This is a genomic window from Micromonospora sp. DT227 (assembly GCF_049841835.1).
GTDB lineage: Bacteria > Actinomycetota > Actinomycetes > Mycobacteriales > Micromonosporaceae > Micromonospora.
The window spans coordinates 446891-470493 of sequence record NZ_JBNCLA010000001.1; the positions used below are offsets into that span (position 1 = coordinate 446891).

The 23603-nt window shown below is 73.8% G+C and carries 23 protein-coding genes; 18 read left to right on the top strand and 5 right to left on the bottom strand.

Annotation, left to right across the window (positions count from 1 at the left end; genetic code table 11):
• The first annotated feature begins 87 nt into the window (after positions 1 to 87).
• From ACLQ2W_RS02250 to ACLQ2W_RS02285, 8 genes are all read left to right on the top strand, one after another.
• Entirely contained in the window at positions 88 to 438 is a 351-nt protein-coding gene (locus tag ACLQ2W_RS02250) for a hypothetical protein (protein WP_425785039.1), read from the top strand.
• A complete protein-coding gene (locus ACLQ2W_RS02255) occupies positions 435 to 1001 on the top strand; it encodes a putative immunity protein (protein ID WP_425785040.1) in 567 nt (188 codons plus the stop codon). Before ACLQ2W_RS02250 ends, ACLQ2W_RS02255 begins: the two co-directional genes overlap by 4 nt.
• Positions 998 to 1513, top strand: a complete 516-nt coding sequence (locus tag ACLQ2W_RS02260; protein WP_425785041.1) for a putative immunity protein — start codon at positions 998 to 1000, stop codon at positions 1511 to 1513. Before ACLQ2W_RS02255 ends, ACLQ2W_RS02260 begins: the two co-directional genes overlap by 4 nt.
• A gap of 103 nt (positions 1514 to 1616) precedes the next feature.
• Positions 1617 to 2147: a SigE family RNA polymerase sigma factor gene (locus ACLQ2W_RS02265; protein ID WP_107158158.1), complete on the top strand. Its 531-nt coding sequence runs from the start codon at positions 1617 to 1619 to the stop codon at positions 2145 to 2147.
• Positions 2144 to 3274, top strand: a complete 1131-nt coding sequence (locus ACLQ2W_RS02270) for a TolB family protein (protein WP_425785042.1) — start codon at positions 2144 to 2146, stop codon at positions 3272 to 3274. Before ACLQ2W_RS02265 ends, ACLQ2W_RS02270 begins: the two co-directional genes overlap by 4 nt.
• 105 nt (positions 3275 to 3379) lie before the next feature.
• The gene (locus ACLQ2W_RS02275) at positions 3380 to 4399 is read left to right on the top strand and encodes a hypothetical protein (protein ID WP_425785043.1); all 1020 of its coding nucleotides are present in this window, start codon (positions 3380 to 3382) and stop codon (positions 4397 to 4399) included.
• 145 nt (positions 4400 to 4544) lie between these two features.
• Positions 4545 to 5315: an SGNH/GDSL hydrolase family protein gene (locus ACLQ2W_RS02280; protein ID WP_405091817.1), complete on the top strand. Its 771-nt coding sequence runs from the start codon at positions 4545 to 4547 to the stop codon at positions 5313 to 5315.
• A 3-nt stretch (positions 5316 to 5318) separates the two neighbouring features.
• Positions 5319 to 5765, top strand: coding sequence for a hypothetical protein (locus ACLQ2W_RS02285; RefSeq protein WP_425785044.1), 447 nt, complete (start codon positions 5319 to 5321; stop codon positions 5763 to 5765).
• A gap of 24 nt (positions 5766 to 5789) precedes the next feature.
• Here the strand turns inward: ACLQ2W_RS02285 and ACLQ2W_RS02290 are convergent, their stop codons facing one another.
• Positions 5790 to 6995 (bottom strand): WD40/YVTN/BNR-like repeat-containing protein, encoded by a 1206-nt coding sequence (locus tag ACLQ2W_RS02290; RefSeq protein ID WP_425785045.1) that lies wholly within the window; start codon positions 6993 to 6995, stop codon positions 5790 to 5792.
• Positions 6988 to 7518 carry an RNA polymerase sigma factor gene (locus ACLQ2W_RS02295; RefSeq protein ID WP_107158163.1) on the bottom strand — a complete coding sequence of 177 codons (531 nt, stop codon included), beginning with the start codon at positions 7516 to 7518 and terminating at the stop codon, positions 6988 to 6990. Before ACLQ2W_RS02295 ends, ACLQ2W_RS02290 begins: the two co-directional genes overlap by 8 nt.
• Positions 7519 to 7678: 160 nt before the next feature.
• Between ACLQ2W_RS02295 and ACLQ2W_RS02300 the strand changes: the two genes are divergently transcribed.
• Entirely contained in the window at positions 7679 to 8581 is a 903-nt protein-coding gene (locus tag ACLQ2W_RS02300) for a sulfurtransferase (protein WP_425785046.1), read from the top strand.
• Between the two features lie 34 nt (positions 8582 to 8615).
• On the opposite strand, the gene ACLQ2W_RS02305 is transcribed toward ACLQ2W_RS02300, so the two are convergent.
• Complete coding sequence (locus ACLQ2W_RS02305; RefSeq protein WP_425785047.1) at positions 8616 to 9203, bottom strand: TetR family transcriptional regulator; 588 nt, start codon at positions 9201 to 9203, stop codon at positions 8616 to 8618.
• Positions 9204 to 9296: 93 nt separating this feature from the next.
• Between ACLQ2W_RS02305 and ACLQ2W_RS02310 the strand changes: the two genes are divergently transcribed.
• The 7 genes from ACLQ2W_RS02310 (at position 9297) to ACLQ2W_RS02340 (ending at position 19220) form a co-directional block, all read left to right on the top strand.
• Positions 9297 to 10499 carry an FAD-dependent monooxygenase gene (locus ACLQ2W_RS02310; RefSeq protein WP_425785048.1) on the top strand — a complete coding sequence of 401 codons (1203 nt, stop codon included), beginning with the start codon at positions 9297 to 9299 and terminating at the stop codon, positions 10497 to 10499.
• Between the two features lie 53 nt (positions 10500 to 10552).
• The gene (locus ACLQ2W_RS02315; protein ID WP_357298874.1) at positions 10553 to 11194 is read left to right on the top strand and encodes a TetR/AcrR family transcriptional regulator; all 642 of its coding nucleotides are present in this window, start codon (positions 10553 to 10555) and stop codon (positions 11192 to 11194) included.
• A gap of 59 nt (positions 11195 to 11253) precedes the next feature.
• On the top strand, positions 11254 to 12591 hold the full coding sequence (locus ACLQ2W_RS02320; protein WP_425785049.1) for an acetyl-CoA carboxylase biotin carboxylase subunit: 1338 nt from the start codon (positions 11254 to 11256) through the stop codon (positions 12589 to 12591).
• 35 nt (positions 12592 to 12626) lie between these two features.
• Positions 12627 to 13538 (top strand): hydroxymethylglutaryl-CoA lyase, encoded by a 912-nt coding sequence (locus ACLQ2W_RS02325; protein ID WP_425785991.1) that lies wholly within the window; start codon positions 12627 to 12629, stop codon positions 13536 to 13538.
• Between the two features lie 237 nt (positions 13539 to 13775).
• Positions 13776 to 15308 carry an acyl-CoA carboxylase subunit beta gene (locus ACLQ2W_RS02330; RefSeq protein ID WP_425785050.1) on the top strand — a complete coding sequence of 511 codons (1533 nt, stop codon included), beginning with the start codon at positions 13776 to 13778 and terminating at the stop codon, positions 15306 to 15308.
• 118 nt (positions 15309 to 15426) lie between these two features.
• Positions 15427 to 16575 carry an acyl-CoA dehydrogenase family protein gene (locus tag ACLQ2W_RS02335; protein WP_281933805.1) on the top strand — a complete coding sequence of 383 codons (1149 nt, stop codon included), beginning with the start codon at positions 15427 to 15429 and terminating at the stop codon, positions 16573 to 16575.
• Positions 16576 to 16676: 101 nt separating this feature from the next.
• Complete coding sequence (locus ACLQ2W_RS02340) at positions 16677 to 19220, top strand: ATP-binding protein (RefSeq protein ID WP_425785051.1); 2544 nt, start codon at positions 16677 to 16679, stop codon at positions 19218 to 19220.
• A gap of 221 nt (positions 19221 to 19441) precedes the next feature.
• Here ACLQ2W_RS02340 and ACLQ2W_RS02345 read toward each other — a convergent pair whose 3' ends face one another.
• The gene (locus ACLQ2W_RS02345; RefSeq protein ID WP_107158170.1) at positions 19442 to 19936 is read right to left on the bottom strand and encodes a MarR family winged helix-turn-helix transcriptional regulator; all 495 of its coding nucleotides are present in this window, start codon (positions 19934 to 19936) and stop codon (positions 19442 to 19444) included.
• Positions 19937 to 20037: 101 nt separating this feature from the next.
• Here ACLQ2W_RS02345 and ACLQ2W_RS02350 point away from each other — a divergent pair, with 101 nt between their 5' ends.
• Both ACLQ2W_RS02350 and ACLQ2W_RS02355 read left to right on the top strand, forming a co-directional pair.
• Positions 20038 to 20619, top strand: coding sequence for a YceI family protein (locus ACLQ2W_RS02350; RefSeq protein ID WP_107158171.1), 582 nt, complete (start codon positions 20038 to 20040; stop codon positions 20617 to 20619).
• A gap of 262 nt (positions 20620 to 20881) precedes the next feature.
• Positions 20882 to 22360, top strand: a complete 1479-nt coding sequence (locus ACLQ2W_RS02355; RefSeq protein ID WP_425785052.1) for a glutamate--cysteine ligase — start codon at positions 20882 to 20884, stop codon at positions 22358 to 22360.
• A gap of 239 nt (positions 22361 to 22599) precedes the next feature.
• On the opposite strand, the gene ACLQ2W_RS02360 is transcribed toward ACLQ2W_RS02355, so the two are convergent.
• A complete protein-coding gene (locus ACLQ2W_RS02360) occupies positions 22600 to 23502 on the bottom strand; it encodes a hypothetical protein (protein ID WP_425785053.1) in 903 nt (300 codons plus the stop codon).
• Positions 23503 to 23603: the final 101 nt, after the last annotated feature.

Here is a 23603-nt window from a genome sequence, read left to right on the forward strand (position 1 = left end):
GGCCTTCAGCCGTAGGGTTCCCGGATCCGCCCCGCCCCGGCCGTGGCGACTTCCAAGCGTAGTGGTCTGATCAGCACACTGTCACGCATGAACCTGCCCGTACCCCGGCTCGGGCCGTACCCGGACCGACCGCGTCCCTGCCCGCCGGGCCACCCGGCGCACCTGCCGATCCGACCACTGTGGCTCTGCCGCGCCTGCGGCGCACCGTGGCCCTGCGCCCAGGCCCGCCTGCTGCTCACCACCGAGTACGCCCACCACCCGGTCGACCTGGCCGTCTACCTCTCCGGGCTCTACCACGAGGCCACCCACGACCTGTTCCGGCTCGCCCCGCACCACGGCCCGACCGCACGCGAACTGTTCGACAGGTTCGTCGGCTGGGGGCCCTACCGTCGAGGCGCTGCCGGGCGCGCCGTCGAGGGATACGATCCACCGACGTGACCACCCGCAGGAATGTCGTGTCCGGGGACTTCGACCTGACCATGGACGAGCTGCGTGTCGTGGCGCATTACGTGGTCCGGCACGCCGAGGACGTCCTGCCGGTCTTCGAGCACGCCGTACCCGATGATCCCCGGCCCCGGGCGGCGATCGACGCGGCCCGCGCGTTCGTCGACGGCGCCGACCGGACGCGACGGCAACGCGTGACGGCCGTGGACGCCCACCGGGCCGCCCGGTCCGCGCCCACCGAGGCCGCGCGCCTGGCCGCGCGGTCCGCCGGCGATGCCGCCGCCGCCGCGTACCTGCATCCGCTCGCGCAGGCCAGCCAGGTCGGCCACATCCTGCGGGCCGCGGCGAGCGCGGCGCGGATCGGGGAGCTGACCGCCGGCGGTGACCCGGCGGTCGGTGACGCGCTGCTGGACCGTTCGCGGCGGTGGGCCACCCCGGTGCTCGTCGACGTGCTCCGCCGCTACCCGCCGGCGACCGGCGGCAGCAGTCGGGCCGCCCGGCTGATGAGCAAACTGGACGATGCCCTGCGCACGGACGGAACGGAGCACCCGTCGTGATCCTGCCGAAGGTCCGGGACCCCCGCTTCGTGACCATCCGCCGGGGCGGGACGCTCACCGACGACGACCACCGGTTGCTCGCGCTCTGGGCCGCCTCGTGCGCGGAACATGTCCTCGGTCTCTTCGAGACGGTCCGACCCGACGATCCGCGACCGCGCCAGGCGATCGAACACATCCGGGCCTGGGTGCGCGGCGACATCACGATGATGGTGTCCCGCGCGGCCGGCGGTCACGCCATGGGGGCGGCCCGCGACCTGCGGGGAGCCGCCCGGCACGCCGCGTACGCGGCCGGCCAGGCCGGGGTCGTCGCCCACGTCGCCGCGCACGAACTCGGCGCCGCCGCGTACGCCATCAAGGCGGTACGGGCCGCCGCGCCGCGCGGGGAGGCCGACGCGGCGGGCCGACGCGAGTGCCGCTGGCAGCGCGACCAGCTCCCGCCGGCGATCCGTGAGCTGGTCCTCGACGACCAGCGGCTGCGCAACGACATCTGCTGGTCGGTGTTCGAGGACTGAGCCGCCGGGACCGACCACCCGACGGGCGGCAACCATCGAGCGGCGGGGTGACGTCTGGGGAGGCATCAGACCGACGCACCACTGACCCGAAGGATCGGCTCGTGTGGACCCTCTCCTGAGTGAGTTCGACTCGTTCGTGCGCACCCGCACACCGGCGCTCCTGCGCTCGGCCTACCTGCTCACCGGTGACCAGCACCTGGCCGAGGATCTCGTCCAGTCCGCCCTCGCCCGTACCCACCGCTCCTGGAGCCGGCTGCACGACAGCGGTAACGCGGAGGCGTACACCCGGAAGATCATGTACCACCTCCAGGTCTCCTGGTGGCGACGCCGCCGGGTGGCCGAGTCGATGACGGGCGACCTGCCCGAGCCCCGCGGAGGCGACTCGGCTCCCGACCACGCCCAGCAGACCACGCTCCGGCTCACGCTCCGGGCCGCGCTGGCCCGGCTGTCCGCGAAACAGCGGGCCGTGCTGGTGCTGCGGTTCTTCGAGGACCGCACCGAGACCGAGGCCGCCGACCTGCTCGGCGTCACCGTCGGCACGGTCAAGAGCCAGACTTCGAAGGCGCTCGCCAAGCTGCGCACCGTCGCCCCGGAACTCGCCGACCTGTACGCCACGGAAGGAACCGTCCGATGAACCAGGATCGCCTGCGCTTCGACCTGGCCGACCTGGCCGACGAGGTCACCCCGGTCGACCTGCGGGACCGGGCCCTGCGTACCTCCCGCCGGCTCGCCGTCCGGCGGGCCGTCGCCACCTCCGCCGCCGTACTGCTGGCGCTGGCCGCCGCGACCGGGACCGCGCTCGCGATCCGGCCGGACGGCTCGGCGCCCGCGCCGGCCCTCCCGTCGGTGACCAGCACCCCGCCGCCGGTGCAGCCCACCCCGACACCGTCCGTCGAGCCGTCCCGCTCGCCGTCGAAGGGGCCGAGCGTGGGCCCCGGCCAGCCGTCGTCGGCATTGGCCGGCACGCGCTACTACCTGGAGCAGACGTCCGCCCGGTCCCGGATCCACGCGGTCCGTGGCACCCAGGACCGGGTGGTCCACGAGGTCGTCCACTCCGGTGGCGGTTGCGAGGCCAACACCGTCAGCGTCTCGCCGGACGGCAAGCGGGTGGTGTGGGTGCAGGACAGCACCGACAACAACATGAGCGGCGTCCTGCTGATCGCCACCGTCGGGGACGACGGGGCGAGGACGCTGGCCGAGGGGATCAGCTGCCTCGGCAGTCGGCCGTTGCGCTGGCAGAGCGACGACCTGCTGATGGTGCAGCGGAAGAACGGGCAGTCCGTGCTCTACGACGCGCAGGCCCAGCGGCAGATCATCGGCGACCCCGGCCAGGAGACGGATCGCTGCTGGTCCGCCGACGGCACCTGGCTGGCCGCGGTGGCGGACGGCAAGCCGTACGTCACGAACGGCACCCGGACGCGGCAGTACACCTACACGCCGCCGAAGCAGGAGGCCGACAAGTGGGGCGGCTGGGAGGCGCGCAGCGTCTCCATGGACGGCCGGTACGTGGCGGTGGGCTGGATCGGCACCGACCCGTCCCGTCGGGACGGCAGCTTCGCGGTGGTCGACACCACCACCAGCAAAGTCGTCGACCTGCCCGGCACGGGCGAGGTGCGCAGCGTCCTGTTCAGCGCCGACGGCACCGTGCTGCTGCGGCGGGGAACCGGCATCACGGTCCTCGACAGCGCGTTCGAGCCACTCGGGACGGTGGCCGAGCCGGCCCCGGCCCGGAACCGGGCCCTGCTGGCGTACGTGCCGTGACGGTTTGCCGACACCTGTGAGGAGCATGCGCGGCAACCATCCGCACCGAAACCGACGTCTGGCACTGCGTCAGACCCACGCCTCACCGAAGCCGGGGACCCGATTGTGAACGTCATCCACACCGCTCGCGGACTGCGTACCGTTGCCGCCCTCGCCGCCGCCGTGTTCGTCACGGCAGGGACGAGCGCCTGCGGCGAGACCGGAACCACGCCGTCCGCGCCCACCACCGCGCGGTCGTTCGCCTCCGCCGCCGCCGACGGAACTCCGACCGCCGTTCCCGCCACCCCGGCGGCCTCGTCGGCCACCCTGGCCGGCACTCGCTACTACCTGGCGTTCGGCGACCGGGCGGCGGAGATCCACGCGGTCCGGGGCGACACCGACCGGGTGACCACGAGCGTGCCGTACGGCACCGGCGACTGCGTCCGGAACACGATCACCATCTCCCCGTACGGCGAGCGGTTGGCCTGGGTGGAGGCCACGGCCGGGGCGGAGACCGGCACGCTCGTGACCGCACTGGTCGACGGCACCGGCCGGGCCACGATCGGGAAGCGGACGCCGTACTCCGGCAGGACCGCCTGCGTCGGCGACGAACCGCTCGTGTGGAACACCAACGACCGGCTGCTGGTGCAGCAGGAGGGGCACGCCGCGCTCCTCGACCTGTCCACCCGTCGGCCGGTCGTCGGGGACGCCGGGAACGAGACCCTCAAGTGGTGGACCCCGGACGGGCGGAACTGGGCTGCCGTCTCCGAGGGTCGGCCGTACGCGACAGACGGCCGGAGGGCCACCTTCTACCGCTACACGCCGCCGAAGGCCGATGCTGCGCGGCACGATGGCTGGCGGGTCCGCAGCGTCTCCCCGGACGGCCGGTTCGTGGCGGTCGGCTGGATCAACACCGACACGTCCCGCAACGACGGGAGCTTCGCGGTGGTCGACACCACCACCAGCAAGGTGGTCGAGTTGCCCGGCGACGGTGCGGTCCGCAGCATCCTCTTCACCACCGACGGCACCGTACTGGTCCGGAGGGCCGCCGGGATCACCGTCCTGGACCAGCGGTTCCGGCCGGTCGGCACGGTGACCGAGCCGGCCGGGCTGGGCCGGGCGGCACTGCTGGCTTACGTGCCGTGAGTTGATCTCGGCGCCGGGCGGTCCACCCTGTGGATCACCCGGCGCCGAGACGTCCACCACGTCCGGGCCCGGGGGGTGAGCGGGAGCGCACCGGGCGGTGACAGACTGGACGACGCTTCTGCGGGGGACGTCGGAGGGAGGCGCCGTGCGCTGGCGCAGCTTCGTGGCGGTGGGCGACAGCTTCACCGAGGGCATGGACGACGCATATCCGGACGGCAGCTACCGGGGGTGGGCCGATCTGGTCGCGACCCGGCTCGCCGCCGAGGCCGGCCCCGACTTCCGCTACGCCAACCTGGCGATCCGGGGCCGGCTGTTCCCGAACGTCGTGGCCGAGCAGGTGCCGGCCGCGCTGGCCATGAAGCCCGACCTGATCAGCTTCGCGGCCGGCGGCAACGACGTGCTGCGCCGCAGCTTCGACCCGGACGTCTTCGTCCCGCGCTTCGACGCGGTGGTCGGGCGGCTGCGGTCCGGCGGCAGCGACGTGGTGCTGTTCCGGTTCGCCGACGTGATGGCCCGGCTGCCCGGTCAGCGGCTGGTGGCGCCTCGGGTGACGCTGCTCAACCGGGCCGTCGGTGAGGTCGCCGAGCGGCACGGCGCGATCCTGGTCGACCTCTACGCCGACGAGGCGTACCTCAACCCGATGCTGTGGAGCACCGACCGGCTGCACCTGTCGGCGGCCGGGCACCGGCGGGTTGCCGCGCAGGTGCTCAGCGCGCTCGGCGTGGGCTGCGAGGAGGAGTGGCTGATGGTGCCGCCGCACCCGGCGCCCAGCCCGTGGCTCGCCGCCCGCCGCGCCGACCTGCGCTGGGCCGGCCGGCACCTGGCGCCGTGGATCAAGCGTCGGCTGACCGGCCGCTCCTCCGGCGACTTCGTCACCGCCAAGCGGCCCGTGCTCGGCCCGGTCGACGCCGGCTGAGCGGTGCGCACCGTCCACGTCGCGGCCCTGCTGCGGCTCACCCTCGACGACGAGCCCCGCGCCGGGCTGGCGGTCCTGGTGGGCGGCGACCGCGTCGAGGCGGTCGCGCCGCTGGGTGAGCTGACCGGCGCGTACCCCGAGGTGCGGGTGCGGCGGTGGGCCGGCACGCTCGGGCCGGCGCGGATGCACGACGGCCCGCTGCCGCCCGCGCCGACGCCGCGTGAACGGGTGCACGCGCTGTTCCGGCTCGGCGTCGCCGCGGTGCTCGACGCGCACGTCACCGATCCGGCGCTACGCGCCGCCGCGACCCGCAACGGGATGGCGGTGCGGCCCGCCGCCCGGCCCCCGACGCTGGTGGCCGGTGGCCGGGCCGACCTCGCCGTGTTCGACGCGGACGGCTCCTGCCGGGCCACCGTGGTCGCCGGGCGGCTGGTGCACCGCCGCGCCTGACCACCGTCGGCCAGCCGGGCGGGGTCAGGAGAACCGCACCCACGTCCGGTCCGTCCCCCGACCGACGCCGAGGAACCACGACGGCCCGTGCCGGACCGTGATCGTGCCGTCCGGCAGGACGCCCAGCGCCGTGTCCGGTGCCGGCGTCCGCAACGCCTCGCGCAGCTCGGGCACCTCGGCGTAGCGACCGCCGGTCACGAACCCCAACCCGCCGTACGCGTCGGCGACCACCAGGAGACCGTCGCCGGGCGCGGCCACCGTCGCGGTGTCGTCCGGTAGGTCCGCCCCGGGCTGCCAACCTTCGCCGGCCGGTCGCCAGGTGCCGTTCGGCCGGTCGGTCCGGATCAGCCAGACGTCCCGCCCGTCCGGGGCGAGCACGAGCTGCCGGGCGCCCGCGACCGTCGGCAGCTTCCGCCAGGTGGAACCCTGGTCGGAGCTGGTGACCACGGTCAGTCTCCCGGCGGACCAGACGGCCAGCCAGAGCCGGCCGTCCGCGCCCTCGACCAGGGTGTCCTCCGTGTCCGACCGCATCGTGACCGGCGGCTGCCGGAAGTGCTGGCCACCGCTCACCCGGAGCACGCGTCGTCGCTCGCAGTCCAGTCGGACGCCGTCCGGGGGACAGCCGAGGTAGAGCCCGCTCGGGGTGGCGAAGACGCGCCGGACGGCTGCCGGCGGCGCGTCGTACGGGTGGCTGGTGAACGTGCGCCCGCCGTCGGTCGTGACCAGGTATCCGCCGCGCGTCGTCACGGCCAGCGTGTCCGCGTCCACGGGCAGGATCTGCACCAGGCCGTCGGGCACCGCCGGCAGGTCGGTGGGCCGCCAGGTCACGCCACCGTCGGTGGTCCGCGCGACGGTACGCCGGCAACCACTCACCGACTCCTCGGCCGGACAGGTGTCGAAGAGCGCCCAACCGGCCCGGGAGGAGACGAAGCGCAGGTCGGCCAGCGCACCGCGTACCCCGGGAAGGGTGACCGTGCGGACGGTGAGCCGGCCGGTCGCCTCGCTCGGCGAGACCGACGGCGCCGGAAGCGGTCCCGGCCGGTCGCCGCGATGGGCGACCGCGAGCGCCGAGGCCGGCCCGGCCAGCGCCACGGCGAGCAGGCCGGCCAGCAGGCCGCGCCGCCGCCGGCGCTCCCGGATGCGACGTTGCGCGTCGGCCACGCCGGGCGGCCGGAAGGTCGGTGCCGCCGCGGTCTCGAACTCGACGAACAGTTCCTCCAGGTCAGGCACGGCGCAACTCCGATCCGGTCTCGGTGAGGTGACGGGCGAGCGCGGCCCGGCCCCGGGACAGCCGGGACCGGACGGTGCCTTCCGGCGCACCGACCTGCTGGGCGATCTCGGCGACGCTCAGGTGCGCCAGGTGGTGCAACACGATCGCGCGGCGCTGGTCGGCGGGCAGGACGGCAAGCGCGTCGAGCAACGCCACCCGGTCCGGCTCCGGGCCGGGCACGTGCTCCTCCCGCTGCCGGGCCAGGTGCCGCACGGCGGTACGCATCCGGCGCAGCCGACTGGTGGCCAGGTTCCAGGCCACCCGACGGACGAACGCGGACGGATCGTCGTACCCGGCGATGCGGGGCCAGCGTTCCAGCGCCCGGCAGAACGCCTCCTGGGTCAGGTCCTGCGCCTCGCCGTGGTCACCCAGGTACGCGTAGAGCTGCACCGCGATGCGGTGGAAGTGGGCCCGGTAGAACTCGGTGAAGTCCGCCGGTGCGGTCCCGGCCCGGGGCGGCCCGGTCTGTTGCCGTGGGGTCATCGCGGTCCTCCGCGGTCGGGGGCGTTCGCAACTGTCACGTACGACCAGCCGGATCCGCTGCATCCCGATCCTCCCGACGGCGTGATCATCCGTACGGTCCGGTCGGGTGGTGGGGCCGGTGTCACATCCGGCGCGCCCGATCCGGCGTACCTTGGGGCTCATGCCTGTGCCGAGTGATCCGCATCCCCGCCTCCAGTCGTACGCCGACCCGCAGCGCCTGGTCACCACGGAGTGGTTGGCCGAGCACCTGGGCGACGAGGGCCTCGTGGTGGTCGAGTCGGACGAGGACGTGCTCCTCTACGACACCGGTCACCTCCCCGGCGCCGTCAAGGTCGACTGGCACACCGAGCTGAACGACCAGGTCACCCGCGACTACCTGGACGCCGCCAGCTTCGCCGAGCTGTGCGCGGCCAAGGGCATCGGCCGCGACGACACGGTCGTCTTCTACGGCGACAACTTCAACTGGTGGGCCGCGTACGCCCTCTGGGTCTTCTCCCTTTTCGGCCACGCCGACGTGCGGCTGCTCGACGGCGGCCGGCAGAAGTGGATCGCCGAGGGGCGGGAGCTGACCCGGGACAAGGTCAGCCGGCCCCGCGCCTCCTACCCGGTGCCGGAGCGCGACGACGCGCCGATCCGGGCGTACCGGGAGCAGGTCATGGCGCACGTGGCGGCCGGCCGGCCGCTCGTCGACGTGCGGTCGCCGGGTGAGTACACCGGCGAGATGCTGCACATGCCGGACTATCCGCAGGAGGGCGCGCTGCGCGGCGGGCACATCCCGGGCGCGGTGAGCAAGCCGTGGAAGTCCGCCGCGAACGACGACGGCACGTTCAAGTCGGCCGACGAGCTGCGCGCCATCTACGCCGACCAGCTCGGGTTGAGCCCGGCCGACGACGTGGTGGCGTACTGCCGGATCGGCGAGCGGTCCAGCCACACCTGGTTCGTGTTGCACCACCTGCTCGGGTTCCCGCAGGTGCGCAACTACGACGGCTCGTGGACCGAGTGGGGCAACCTGGTCCGGGCGCCCGTCGTCAAGGGCGACCAGCCCGGCGGCCTGACCCACTGAGCGTTCCCGGCCGGCTCCGGTCGGGGCCGGCCGGTCACCCCTCGATCGCCTCGGGGGACGGCTGGGTCAGGTAGCGCTGGATCGTCGGGCCGACCCACCGGGCCAGCTCGTCCGCGTCGAGGTCGACCACCGGGGGCAGCCGGATCACGTACCGGGTCAGGGCGAGGCCGAGGATCTGGCTGGCCACCAGTCCGGCGCGGCGGGCGGCGGTCTCCCGGTCGACGCCGGACCGTGCCACCGCGGTGGCGAGCTGGTCGGCGAAGATGCCGCGCATGCGGTCGGCCGCGCCCGGGTTGGTGTGGGCGGCCCGGAGCAACGCGACGAGCGTGCCGTCGGCCTCCCAGCGGCGCAGGAAGTGCCGGGTCAGGGTCTCGCCGAGCCGGTCCGGGGGCACCTGGGCGAGGTCGGGCAGGCGCAGGTCGAACTCGGCCGCCGCCGCGAAGAGCCCCTCTTTGCTGCCGTAGTAGCGCATCACCATGGACGGGTCGATCCGGGCGTCGGCGGCGATGGCGCGGATGGTGGCCCGATCGTAGCCGTCGGCGGCGAAGCGTTCCCGGGCGGCGTGCAGGATGGCCGCCCGGGTGACGTCCGAGCGGCGGGCGGGGGAGGCCGGTGCGGTCATGTCCACGACTGTAGGCCAACAAGCGTTGACAGTGCTTCGGAGTGATGTCAACAATCGTTGGCAAACAGTTGTTGACCCTATCGGAGGTGGGCGATGCTGCCCGAACGCACCGACGTGCTCGTGGTGGGCGCCGGACCCACCGGCCTGGCCGTGGCCGTCACGCTGGCCGGGCACGGCGTGACCACCACAGTGGTCGACCGGCTGGCCGCGCCGCCGGTCACCTCGCGGGCCGCGGTGGTGCACGCCGGCACGCTGGAGGTGCTGGACCGGATCGGGGTCGCGGACCCGCTCGCCGCCCGCGGGCTGCGCTCGGCCCGGTTCAGCGTCCGGGACCGGGACCGGCTGCTGCTCACCGTCCGTTTCGACAGGCTGCCGTCCCGCTATCCGTACGCGCTGCTGATCTCGCAGGCGGAGACCGAGGCGGTGCTCGCCGACCGGCTCACCGCGCTCGGCGGGCGGGTGCTGCGGTCGTACGAGCTGACCGGGCTGGACCTCGACGGCTACGGCGCGACCGCCCGCTTCGCCGATGGCGGCGCGGTCCGGGCCCGCTGGGTGGTCGGCGCGGACGGGATGCACAGTCGGGTCCGCGAGCTGGCCGGCATCGGGTTCGGCGGCCCGGCCGACCCCGGCGAGTCGTTCCTGCTCGCCGACGTGCGGGTGGACAGCGCGCTCCCGCGCGACCAGGTCAGCCTGTTCCTGTCGCGCGGCGGCCCGCTGGTCTGGGCGCCGCTGCCCGACGGCACGGTCCGGCTGGTCGCCACCGTCGACGCCGCGCCGCGCGAGCCGCGGGCGCACCATTTTCAGGCCCTGCTCGACGAGCGCGGCCCGGTCCGGCGGCCGGACCGGGTCACCGAGGTGGTGTGGGCGTCCCGGTTCCGGATCCACCACCGGATCGCCAGCCGGTACCGGTCCGGCCCGGTGCTGCTCGCCGGCGACGCGGCGCACGTGCACAGCCCGGCCGGTGGGCAGGGGATGAACCTCGGGCTGCGCGACGCGGTCGCCCTCGGTGAGGCGCTCGCCGCCGGCCCGGAGGCCCTCGACCGGTACGCCGCCGACCGTCGCCCCCGGGCCGAGGAGGTGCTCGGCTTCGCCGCCGGGCTCACCCGGCTCGCCGCTGCCCCGCCGGCCCTCCGCCCGTTGCGTGACCTGCTGCTCCGGACCGCCTCGGCGCTGCCACCGGCCCGCCGACGGCTGGCCGTCCGCCTGGCCGGCTTCGAGCCCGCTCCCCTCCCACCCGACCTCCCACCCGAACCGCCGCAGCGGGGTGGACGGAGCGGGTCCTCGGTTCGGCGTTGACCGGCGGGTAACCACGGGTCCCCCACCTCGAAGGCGAGGTCTAGGCTGGCCCGGTGGCGGTGGAACAGCAGGCGCGGGGGGCGACGGGCGGGGCCCGACGCCGGTCCCGGCGGGACGAGATCCTGGAGATCGCGGTCGGCCTCTTCGCCCAACGGGGCTATCACGGCGTGTCGATGGACGACATCGGTGCGGCGGCCGGCGTCACCGGTCCGGCGCTCTACCATCACTTCGCCGGCAAGGAGGCGATGCTGGTCGCAGCGCTGGTGCCGGTCAGTGAGGGGCTGCTCGCCGGTGGCCGGGAGCGGGCCGCCGGCCGCCCGGGCGACCCGCGCGGCGCGCTGGAGTCGCTGATCGACTTCCACGTCGAGTTCGCGCTGGCGAACCCCGCGGTGATCGCGCTGCACCTGCACGAGCTGGACCGCCTCCCGGACGAGCCGCGCCGCCGGATCCGCCGGCTCCAGCGGATGTACGTCGAGGAGTGGGTCACGGTGCTGACCGCGCTGCACCCGGGCCTGCCGGACGGCGCCGCCCGGGTGCTCGCGCACGCCGCGTTCGGCCTGATGAACTCCACTCCGTTCCTCGGTGGCGAGGTGGATCGCCGGCGCCGGGCCGAGCTGCTGCGCGGCGCGACCCTGGCGGCCCTGCTGGCCCCCACCGACCCCGCGACCCCACCTGACACGCCGCACGCGCCTTAACGCATGTTAAGAAGGGGCCTACACCTCAGGCGTCGAGAAGGGGCCCTTCCTTGCCGAACATGTTTGATTCGCTGCTGGTGGCCAACCGTGGGGAGATCGCGCGCCGGGTCATCCGCACGGCCCGACGGCTCGGGGTGCGGGCGATCGCGGTGCACTCGGAGGCGGACGCCGACCTGCCGTTCGTGACCGAGGCCGACGAGGCGGTCTGCGTCGGCCCGGCCAACCCGGCGCTGAGCTACCGCAACGTGGAGGCGATCCTCGACGCGGCCCGGAGCACCGGCGCGCAGGCGATCCACCCCGGCTACGGCTTCCTGTCGGAGAACGCCGACTTCGCCCGTACCGTCGAGGGGGCCGGCCTGGTCTGGGTCGGGCCCGGCGCGGACGCGATCACCGCGATGGGCGACAAGATCAACGCTCGGAACCTGATGGCGGCGGCCGGCGTCCCGGTCGCGCCCGGCACCACCGAGCCGGCGGCCGACCTGGACGCGGCGGTCACCGCCGCCGCCGAGATCGGCTACCCGGTGATGGTCAAGGCCGCGGCCGGTGGCGGCGGCATGGGCATGGGCGTGGCCGTCGACGAGGTCGCGCTGCGCACCGAGTACGACAAGGTCCGCGCGTTCGCCGAGCGCATGTTCGGCGACGGCTCGGTGCTGATCGAGCGGTACTTCCCCCGGGTACGCCACGTCGAGGTGCAGATCCTCGGCCTGGCCGACGGCCGGGTGGTGGCGCTCGGCGAGCGCGAGTGCTCGGTACAGCGGCGCAACCAGAAACTGGTCGAGGAGTCCCCCTCCCCGGCGGTCTCGGAGGAGCTGCGGGCGCGGTTCCTGGCCGCCGCGGTCCGGGCCGGCGAGGCGGTCGGCTACCGCAACGCGGGCACCGTCGAATGCCTGCTCGACCCCACCACGCAGGAGTTTTTCTTCCTGGAGATGAACACGCGGCTCCAGGTCGAGCACCCGGTCACCGAGTACGTCTACGGCGTCGACCTGGTCGAGGAGCAGTTGCGGGTGGCCGCCGGCCTGCCGCCGACGTTCGACCCGGACGCGCTCACCCCGCGCGGGCACGCCATCGAGCTGCGGATCAACGCGGAGGACCCGAAGCGCTTCCTGCCCGGCCCCGGCGCCATCACCACCTGGAACGAGCCGTCCGGCACCGGCGTACGGGTCGATTCCGGTTACGTCGCCGGCAACACGGTCACCCCGTTCTACGACAGCTTGCTGGCCAAGCTGATCGTCAGCGGTGACACCCGGGAGGAGGCCGTCGAGCGGGCTCGGGCGGCGGTCGCGCAGTTCGAGGTCGCCGGCCCGAAGTGCAACCTGCCGTTCTTCGCCGAGCTGCTGGAGAACCCGGAGTTCCGCTCCGGCGACTACGACACCGGCATCGTCTCCCGCATGCGCTGACCTTCGACACGAGTGAGGTGAACCTGATGACGGAACTGCCCACGTCGGTGAGCATCCGCGAGGTCGGTCCCCGGGACGGGCTCCAGAACGAGGAACCGATCCCCACCGACTCGAAGGTGAAGCTGCTCGACTCGTTGTCCCGGACCGGGGTCCGCCGCATCGAGGCCGTCTCCTTCGTGCGCCCGAAGGCCATCCCGCAGATGGCCGACGCCGACGAGGTGTGGCAGCGGGCCGAGAAGGTCGACGGCGTGCGCTACTCGGCGCTGGTGCCGAACACCCGGGGCGCGCAGCGGGCCCTGGCCGCCGGCTTCACCGAGATCGAGGTGGTGGTGTCGGCCAGCGACACGCACAACCGGCGCAACGTCAACCGCTCGACCGACGAGTCGCTCGACGACATCGCCGAGCTGATCGCGCTGCTGCACGACGCGGGCGCGACCGCCGAGGTGATCGTGGCGACCAGCTTCGGCTGCCCCTACGAGGGTGACGTCGACCCGACGCGGGTGGCCGCCATCGTGGACCGGGTGGTCCGGGACGGCGCGGACCGCGTCGCCTTCGGCGACACCACCGGCATGGGTACGCCCCGGCGGGTCCGCGAGCTGGTCACCGCCGTACGCGACCGCAACGCTCAGGTCCCGGTGCTGCTGCACTTCCACAACACCCGGGGCACCGCCCTGGCGAACATGCTGACCGCCATGGAGCTGGGGGTCACCGAGTTCGACGCCAGCGTCGGTGGCCTCGGCGGCTGCCCGTACGCCCCGGGGGCGAGCGGCAACCTGGCCACCGAGGAGGCGGTGCACATGCTGCACGACATGGGCATCGAGACCGGCATCGACCTGGACGCCCTGATCGAGGCGGCCGAGCTGGCCGAGCGCCTGCTCGACAAGAAGCTCCCCTCCGGCGTCCTCCGAGCCGGCCCCCGAACCCGCCTGACCCCCCGCCCCTCCTGACCCCCCGCCCCTCCCGTCCCCGCCCCTCTCCCCGCCCCTCTCCCCGTTGATCTTGCACTTCGGGCCCTTGCCATGCGTCTTTTGTGCCATATGTCGGGGCCGGAAGTGCAAGATCGCGGAGGTGGGGGCGGGGTGGGGGTGGGGTGGGGGTGGGGTGGGGGCGGTGGGTCGCCGGAGGGGGTGGGGGTGGGGTAGCCTAACGATCGTTCAGGTCGGTGGGTGGCAGAGGGAGTCGGCGTGACGCTCGACGGTGAGGCACTGGAGCAGCTGCGCAAGCGCGCCCGCGCCGGCGGTGCGGACAAATACCACGCGGCCAACGCCGCCAAGGGCAAGCTCTTCGCCCGCGAGCGGGTGGCCTACCTGGTCGACGAGGGCTCCTTCGTCGAGGACGGGCTCTACGCCAACGCGATGGCCGACGGCCTGCCCGCCGACGGCGTGGTGACCGGCACCGCGACCATCGACGGCCGGCCGGTCTGCCTGATGGCGAACGACTCCACGGTCAAGGCCGGCAGTTGGGGCGCGCGTACCGTCGAGAAGATCATCCGGATCATCGAGCGGGCCTACTCGACAAGCGTCCCGATGGTCTACCTGGTCGACTCCGCCGGCGCCCGGATCACCGACCAGGTCGACCTCTTCCCGGGCCGGCGCGGCGCCGGGAAGATCTTCTGGAACCAGGTCCGCGCCTCGGGTTCGATCCCGCAGGTCTGCGCGCTGTTCGGGCCGAGCGCGGCGGGCGGGGCCTACATCCCGGCGTTCTGCGACGTGGTGGCCATGGTCGAGGGCAACGCCAGCATGTATCTCGGCTCCGACCGCATGGTCGAGATGGTCACCGGCGAGAAGACCACCCTCGAAGCGATGGGTGGCGCCAAGGTGCACTGCGCCGAGTCCGGCGTGGGGCACTTCCTCTGCAAGACCGAGAACGACGCGCTCGACGTGGTGCGGACCTACCTGTCGTACCTGCCGTCGAACTGGCAGCAGGACCCGCCGGCCGTCGAGGCGAAGCCGGCGCCGGAGAAGGCCGACCTGGCCGCGCTGGTCCCGGCCAGCGAGCGGCAGGCGTTCGACATGCGCCGGTACGTCAAGGGCCTGCTCGACGAGGGCAGCTTCTTCGAGATCCAGGCGCTCTGGGCCAAGGAGCTGACCATCGGCTTCGGCCGGCTGAACGGCGAGGTCGTCGGCGTGGTCGGCAACAACTCGATGTTCAAGGGCGGCGTGCTCTTCGTCGACTCGGCCGACAAGGCGACCCGGTTCGTGCAGCTCTGCGACGCGTTCAACGTGCCGCTGCTGTTCCTGAGCGACGTGCCCGGCTTCATGGTCGGCAGCGCGGTGGAGAAGCAGGGCATCATCCGGCACGGCGCGAAGATGATCACGGCGATCTCCGAGGCCACCGTACCGAAGATCTGCGTGGTGGTCCGCAAGGCGTACGGCGCGGGTCTCTACGCGATGGCCGGCCCCGGCTTCGAGCCCGACGCCACGATCGCGCTGCCCACCGCGAAGATCGCGGTGATGGGCGCGGAGGCCGCGGTCAACGCGGTCTACGCCAACAAGATCGCCGCCATCGCCGACGCCGACGAGCGGGCCGCGTTCGTCGCCGCCAAGCGCGAGGAGTACGAGCGCGACATCGACGTCGTCCGGCTCGCCAGCGAGCTGGTGGTGGACACGATCGTCGAGCCGCACGAACTGCGCGCCGAGCTGGTCCGCCGGTACGCCGCCGCCCGCACCAAGTCCCGCCACTTCTCCACCCGCCGCCACGGCGTCACCCCCGTCTGACCGGTAAGGACGGGCCCCCTCTTAACGCCTGGTGCAGAGGACGGGGACCCTCCTGACGCTTCCGCCGCTCCCGGCGTCACGAGCGCCCGGCGGCCCGCCCCCTTCCAGGAGGATCGACATGGACTTCCGGCTCGACGAGGAGCAGCAGGCGCTGCGGGAGAGCGTGCGGGACTTCGCGCGCGAGGTGGTCGCCCCGGTGATCGGCGAGCACTACGAGAACCACACCTTCCCGTACGAGGTTGTCCGCCAGATGGGCAAGATGGGGCTGTTCGGGCTCCCGTTTCCGGAGGAGCACGGCGGCATGGGCGGCGACTACTTCGCGCTCTGCCTGGCGTTGGAGGAGCTGGCCCGGGTCGACTCCAGCGTGGCCATCACGCTGGAGGCGGCGGTCTCGCTCGGCGCGATGCCGATCCACCGGTTCGGCACCGCGGAGCAGAAGGAGCGGTGGCTGCCGAAGCTGCTCAGCGGCGAGGCGCTGGCCGGCTTCGGGCTCACCGAGCCGGGCACCGGTTCGGACGCGGGCGGCACCCAGACCCGGGCGGTGCTGGACGGCGACGAGTGGGTGATCAACGGCTCGAAGGCGTTCATCACCAACTCCGGCACCGACATCACCGCGCTGGTCACCGTCACCGCGGTCACCGGCACCAAGCCGGACGGCAGCAAGGAGCTGTCCACCATCATCGTGCCGTCGGGCACGCCCGGCTTCACGGTCGCGCCCGGCTACTCCAAGGTCGGCTGGAACGCATCGGACACCCACGAGCTGACGTTCGACGACTGCCGGGTGCCGGCGGGCAACCTGCTCGGTGAGCGCGGCCGGGGCTTCGCCCAGTTCCTGCGCATCCTCGACGAGGGCCGGATCGCCATCGCCGCGCTGGCGGTCGGTCTGGCCCAGGGCTGCGTCGACGAGTCGATCAAGTACGCCAAGGAGCGTCAGGCGTTCGGCCAGCCGATCGGCAACTACCAGGCGATCCAGTTCAAGATCGCCGACATGGAGCTGAAGGCGCACACCGCCCGACTGGCCTACTACGACGCCGCCGCCCGGATGCTCGCCGGTGAGCCGTTCAAGCGGCAGGCGGCGATCGCGAAGTTGCACGCCAGCACCGTCGCGGTGGACAACGCGCGGGAGGCGACCCAGATCCACGGCGGCTACGGCTTCATGAACGAGTACCCGGTGGCCCGCTTCTGGCGCGACTCCAAGATCCTGGAGATCGGCGAGGGCACCAGCGAGGTGCAGCGCATGATCATCGCGCGCGACCTCGGCATGTGACCGAGGCCCGACTCGGCCGTCTGTCGGATATCGGCGTCGGACGGTCGGGTGGTTGACCGTGGACTGTGGAGCGTCGGATCCCCTCCGTACTCTTCCTGCCCATGACTCCCGAACATGATCGTTCGCGGAGCCCGGGGGGTCGGGCGGCGCTGTCCGATCTGTTGCGCGGGCACCGGCTCGCCGTCGGCCTGACCCAGGCCGAGCTGGCGGGCCGGGCCGGCGTGGGCGTGCGGACCGTTCGCGATCTGGAGCGGGGGCACGCGACCCGACCCCAACGCACCACCGTCGACCTGCTCGCCGACGCGCTCGGCCTGACCGGTTCGGCCCGCCGGGAGTTCGTCGCCACCGCCCGGCCCGCGCCGGCCGCCGCGCCGGTCGAGGCCGATCCGGGTACGCCGGTCGCGCTGCCCCAGCCCGTACCGCTGCTCGGCCGGGACCGCGACGTGACCGAGGTGACCGCCCTGCTCGACGCGCACCCGGTGGTGAGCCTGGTCGGGCTCGCCGGCGTCGGCAAGACCGCGCTCGCGCTCACCGTCGCCCACGCGGTCGCGGCCCGGCACCCCGGCGGCGTGGTCGGCGTGCTGGTCGGCGACGGCTCGGACGCCGCCGACGTGCTCGCCGCCTCGGTGACGGTGTTCGGCGTGAGCCGCCTCGCCGACCTGCCCTGCCGGCTCGCCGGCCGACCGGCGCTGCTGCTCGTCGACGCCGTCGAGCGGGCGCCCGGGCCGGTGGCCGAGGCGGTGCGGACGCTGACCGCCGCCGCGCCGACCGTACGGATCCTGGCGACCGGGCGTCGTCCGGTCGGGCTGCCCGGCGAACTGGTCCGGCCGGTGGCCCCGCTCGACGTGCCCCCCGCCGGCGCCGAGCCGGCGGACCGGGCCGACCTGGATCGCTGGCCCGCCGCGGCGCTCTTCGCCGCCCGGTTCACCCAGGCCCGGCACGCGCCGCCCGCCCCGGCCGAGCTGCCGGCGCTCGCGGCGCTGGTCCGCCGCCTCGGCGGCCTGCCGCTGGCGATCGAGCTGATGGCGGCGCGGGGCCGCATCCTCGACGTCCCCGAGCTGCTGGACCGGTACGGCGACCGGGTCCTCGACCTGGCCGGCGGGCGTCCCGGCTGGGCACCCGCCGACCGGGTCGCCGGCACGGTGACGCTGCGGGAGGCGGTCGCGACCAGCTACCACCTGCTCGCCCCGGCCGAACGCGCCGCGCTGCGCCGGCTCTCCGCCTTCCGTAACCGCTGGTCGGTCGCGCTGGCCGAGGAACTGCTCGCCGACGGCGACGACCGGTGGGACGCGGTGCCACTGCTGGACCGGCTCAGCGAGCTGGGCCTGCTGAGCGTCCGGGGCGCCGGCCCGTTCCGGTTCCGGCTGCTCGACGCGGTCCGCGACTTCGCCGCCGAGCAGGCCGACCTGGCGGGCGAGACGGCGGCGATCCGGCTCCGGCACGCGTCGGTGATCGCCGCACTGGTCCGGCGTACCGCGCCCGGCCTGGTCGGCGCGGACCTGCCCGGCACCGTGCACCTGCTCGACGAGGCGACCGGTGACATCATCGCCGCGTTGGCGTACGCCGCCGAGGAGGCGCCGGCCACCGCGCTGCTGCTGGCCGCCGCGTTGCCCCGGTGGTGGCGGTTGCGCGGACGGGACGTCTCCGGCCGTCGGTGGCTGCGGCGGCTGCTGGCCGATCCGCGTACCGCCGACGCCCGCCCGGTGCTGCGGGCCTGGGCGCTGCTCGGGTCGGCGCGGCTGGCCGCGGAGCACGGTGCGGGGCCGGAGGAGCTGCCGGCGGCCCGGGCGGCGCTGGCCGTCTTCGCCGAGGTCGGCGACGTGACCGGGGAACTGTCCGCCCGGTCGGTGCTCTGCGCGGTGCTGCGCGGCCTCGGGGCCCACGACGAGGCGCGTGCGCAGGCCGAGGCGGCGCTGACGCTGGCCACCCGGCACGGCCGGGTACGCGAGATGGCGGTGGCGCAGCACCACCTGACCTGGCACGACGTACGCGTGGGGGAGTTGGCCGACGCCCGGCGGCGGCTGGCCACGGTGGACCGGTTGGCGGCGCAGTGCGGCGACCAGCGACTCCGCCTGCTGGCGCGGGCCGATCTGGCCGAGCTGACGCGGTTGGAGGGTCGTTACGCCGAGGCGGTCGAGCAGGGTCGGCGGGCGGCGTCCGCGCTCGTGGAGCTGGGTGATCCGGGGCGGCGTCGCCGGACCATCGGTACGGTCGGGTTGGCGCTCGCACTCCAGGGGCGGGACGACGAGGCGCTCGCGGTGGTGACCGAGCTGTGGCCGTCCGGCCCGGTGCCGGCCGCGCGTCGCGCACCGGCCGTCGAGCGGTGGGAACCGGCCGGTACGGGCCGGGACGCCCACACCGAGGACGCGCTCCGCGCGTTGATCGAGGGCCAGGTGGCGCTGCACCGCGGCGATCGCGAGCTGGCGGCGGAGTGGTTCGCCACGGCGGCGGAAGCGGCGGCCGGGGGCGCGGACCGGCGGGATCTGGTCGAGGCGCTGGTGGGGTTGGCGGCCAGCACCGGCGACCCGGCCGTGCTGGACCGACTGGACCGGGCGCGGCAGATCACCGGCGTGAATTTGCTGCCCCGTGAGGAGGAGTTGCTCTACGCGCTGGCTGCGCAGCGGGGACGCCCGGGCCGGAGCTGATGCCGGGCCGCTGTGGCGGAGGGCGCGGGGGTGGCGCGAGCGAAGTAGCCCCCTGGTGCTGCCCCTCGCTCCACGCTCGCGCCGGCACCCCCCGGTGCTCCCCCGCGTCGAAAGCTTATCCAGCCACCCCGACTACTTTGGGCGTTATTGATCGCTTTTGCCCTGGCGTATCGGCGGTTCTGCCGGTCATTCTGCCGGTGACCGGCGGGTAGCGACCGGCCTCAGCAGGCGGCGTTCCCGGCCGGTTCGGTGCTGCCGGCCGTGGCGCCGGGGTGGACCGCGTCCCGGACCCGGCGCAACCCGTCCAGAAGCCCGTCGAGCTGGGCCGGTTCGAGCTGGCCGGTGAACCACTGCTCGATGATCTTCAGGTGGCCGGGCAGGATCTCGTCCAGCCGGCCCAGGCCCGCGGCGGTCACCACCGCGAACGAGCTGCGCCGGTCGGAGGGGCAGGCCCGCCGACGGATCAGGCCGTCCCGCTCCATCCGGTCCACCACCCGGGTCACCCCGCTGGTGGAGAGCGAGGTCTGGGCCGCCAGGTCGGTCATCCGGAGCTGGTTGTTGGGGGAACGGGCCAGCCGGGTGAGCACCTCGAACTCGACCGGGGAGAGTCCGTGCTCCTCGAACTGGGCCGCGAACCGGGCGGAGAGCCCGGCGTGCGCCTCGACGAGCAGGCCGACGGCGGTGATCCGGGGGTCGTCGAACACGTTCTGATCCACGTCACCATCCTAGCAACACTTGACACAGGGAATATTGCTGTGGCTATAGTTGCTCAGTCAGTCGTTGGGCTACTAAACAATCTTCTCCGGAGGAGCGCATCATGACCAGCAGCACCGAGGCGACTACCCGCGACTGGGAGGGTCTCACCATCCCCGCCCCCGGCACGTACCTCCTGGACGCCGCGCACAAGCGCGTCGGCTTCGTCGCCCGGCACATGATGGTCAGCAAGGTACGCGGCGAGTTCGCCGACGCCACCGCCACCATCACCGTCACCGACGACCCGCTGCAGTCCTCGGTCACCGCCAGCATCCAGGCGGCCAGCATCAACACCGCGCAGGCGGACCGGGACGGGCACCTGCGCAGCCCGGAGTTCCTCGACGCCGAGCAGTTCCCGACGCTGGAGTTCCGCAGCACCGGCGTGAAGTCCCGCGAGGGCAACGAGTTCGTGCTCGCCGGTGAGCTGACCGTGAAGGGCGTGACCCGTCCGGTGGACCTCCAGGTCGAGTTCGAGGGCGTCGGCCGCAGCCCCTTCGGGCAGGACATCTTCGGCTTCTCCGCGCACACCGAGATCGACCGGGAGGACTTCGGTCTCACCTGGAACGTGGCGCTGGAGACCGGTGGCGTCCTGGTCGGCCGCAAGGTCAAGATCGAGATCGAGGGCGAGGCCATCCGCCAGGGCTGAGCCCCTCGCCGGACCCACGGGCCCGCACCGTCCACCGACGGTGCGGGCCCGTCCCCGTCTCCCACCCCCGCCGCGCCGGGTGCGGATTGTCACGTGTTGTTCGCTGGTTAACGGCGCTGGGCGGGGCGGTGGCGGGGTACAGGTGCAGACCTGCGCCCGGTCGGCGGTTCACGAGCCGGGCGCTCTTACGCACACCACGTGAATGGTTCACAATGCGTTGCGGAACGCCAACGGTTCCGTGGCACCGGCGCCGGGAGGACACATGGGCAGGGACGTCGAGCAGGGCGCCTTCTCCCGGGAGGATCGGGTCCGCTACCGGCAGAAGGTCCGGCGATGCCTGGACGTCTTCGCGCTGATGCTCGACGACTTCGGCTTCGACGCCGACCGGCCGATGACCGGGCTGGAGATCGAGCTGAACCTGGTCGACGCCGCCGCCGAACCGGCCATGCGCAACGACCAGATCCTGGCCGACATCGCCGACCCGCTCTTCCAGACCGAGCTGGGGCAGTTCAACCTCGAACTGAACGCCTCGCCCCGGCTGATCGAGGGCACCGGGTTCAGCGACTACGAGCAGGATCTGCGTGGCAGCCTCAGCCGCGCCGACGAGCGGGCCGCCAAGTCCGACGCCACCATCGTGATGGTCGGCATCCTGCCCACCCTCACCGAGGGGCACCTGGTCGCCGACAACCTCTCCACCGACGAGCGCTACCGGGTGCTCAACGACCAGATCGTCGGCGCCCGCGGCGAGGACATCGAGCTGGACATCAACGGCATCGAGCGGCTGCGGACGCACACCGACTCGATCGCACCGGAGGCCGCCTGCACCAGCCTCCAGTTCCACCTCCAGGTCGCCCCGGACAGCTTCGCCGACCACTGGAACGCCTCCCAGGCGATCGCCGGCGTGCAGGTGGCCGTCGGAGCCAACTCGCCGTTCCTCTACGGCCGGCAGCTCTGGGCGGAGACCCGCATCGCGCTCTTCGAGCAGGCCACCGACACCCGGCCCGACGAGCTGAAGGCCCAGGGCGTACGCCCGCGAGTCTGGTTCGGCGAACGCTGGATCACCTCGATCTTCGATCTGTTCGAGGAGAACGTCCGCTACTTCCCGCCGCTGCTGCCGATCTGCGAGGAGGAGGACCCGGTCGAGGTGCTGCACGCCGGCGGCGTGCCCCAGCTCGGCGAGCTGCGGTTGCACAACGGCACCGTCTACCGCTGGAACCGGCCGGTCTACGACATCATGAACGGCCGCCCGCACCTGCGGGTGGAGAACCGGGTGCTGCCCGCCGGCCCGACCGTGGTGGACATGCTCGCCAACGCGGCGCTCTACTTCGGGCTCGCCCGTGGCCTCGCCGAGTCGGACCGGCCCATCTGGAGCCAGCTCACGTTCAGCTCGGCTGAGGAGAACTTCCACGCCGCGGCCCGGCGCGGCATCGACGCGGTGCTGCACTGGCCCAAGCTCGGCGACGTGCCGGTCACCACGCTCGTCCTCGACACGCTGCTGCCGGTGGCCGCCCAGGGGCTGGACCGGTTCGGCGTCGCCCCGGCCGAGCGGGACCGCCTCCTCGGCGTGATCGAGGGGCGCTGCCGTACCGGCCGTAACGGGGCGGTCTGGCAGACCGAGACGGTGTGGGCGGCCGAGCGGCACCGGGGCATGGACCGGAAGGCCGCGCTGCACCACATGGTCCAGCGCTACGCCGAGTTGCAACGCACCAACGAGCCCGTCCACACCTGGCCCGTCGACTGATCGTCGCCGGCCCGGCTGTTCGCTGGCCACCCGGGCGTGTCGCCGTCAGGAAGGAAGTTGGTCCGGAGCGGTATGACACAGAGGCATAAATATGCCCTGGAGGTATATCGCTTCCCGCGGTTTCCTCCCGTGCAGACGTGACGGAGCGTATCCGTCGGTTCGCCTGCGTCGTGCCGGCCGGACGCCGGCTGACTGTCGGGCCGGCTGACTGTCGGGCCGGCTGTCGGAGTCGGGCGGGATCAGCGGGCGCGGCGGCGCGTCTTCGGTTCGACGGTCGGGGACGCCGACTCGGGCGGTGGCCCGGCCGGCGTGTTCTCGGTGCCCGACTCGCCCGGGCCCGGCTCCTCGTCGCGGCTGCCGGCGGGCCGGTCCGGCACCACCTCGGGCTGCCGCTGCTGCGGCACCGTCCGGCCCCGACGATCGGCACCGGTCCGTGCGGCGCGACTCGGCGACGCGGGCCGCTCGCCGGCGCGGCCGGGTGACGCGTCCGGCTTCTCCGCGGTCGTCGGCGGCGAACCGGGGCCGGCCTCGCCGGCCGGCTCGGTGCCCGGCGTGCTCTCCGGCTCGGGCTCGACGGACGTTTGCGAGGCAGGCCCGGCCGGCTCCGCCGGGTCGGGGCCGGCCGGCGTCGCGGTCGCGTCGATCGGCGGTTCCGCCTCCGCGCCGCCCCGACGGTCGGCCCGCTGGGCCAGCGCGGCCATCAGCATCGAGCCGCCCACCCCGGCGATCACCGCGTACGGGGCGATCAGGTGGGCCGACAACTGCTCGGCGGCGATCCCGGCCAGTCGCGGTACGGCCAGCAGGTACGCCAACGCCACCAGCAGCGGCCCGGCCGCGCCGGAGGCGGCCGCACCCACCCGCACCCGCGGCGACCGGGTCGCGCGCCGGGCGGCCAGCACCCCGATCACCAGCGCGGAGCCCAGCGAGAGCAGCGCCCCCGGCCAGTAGAAGTAGTCACGGATCCAGAAGCGGGCGCTGTCCGCGCTGATCTGCCAGATGCCGAGTTGGGCGGTGGTCAGGCCCCGGCCGGAGAGCACCCCGTCCACCACCGACACCACGGCGAGCAGCCAGAGCCAGCCGGTGGTGGCGATCAGGTTGGTGGCGGCGGCACGGGTGTGCAACGCCCAGGTCGCCAGCAGCACGCCGAGCACCAGCCCCGGCCCCCCCCCCCCGGCGGCGGCCCTCGGGGGCGGGGGGGGGTGGGGGGGCCGCCCCGCCCCCGCCCCCCCCCCCCCCCCCCCCC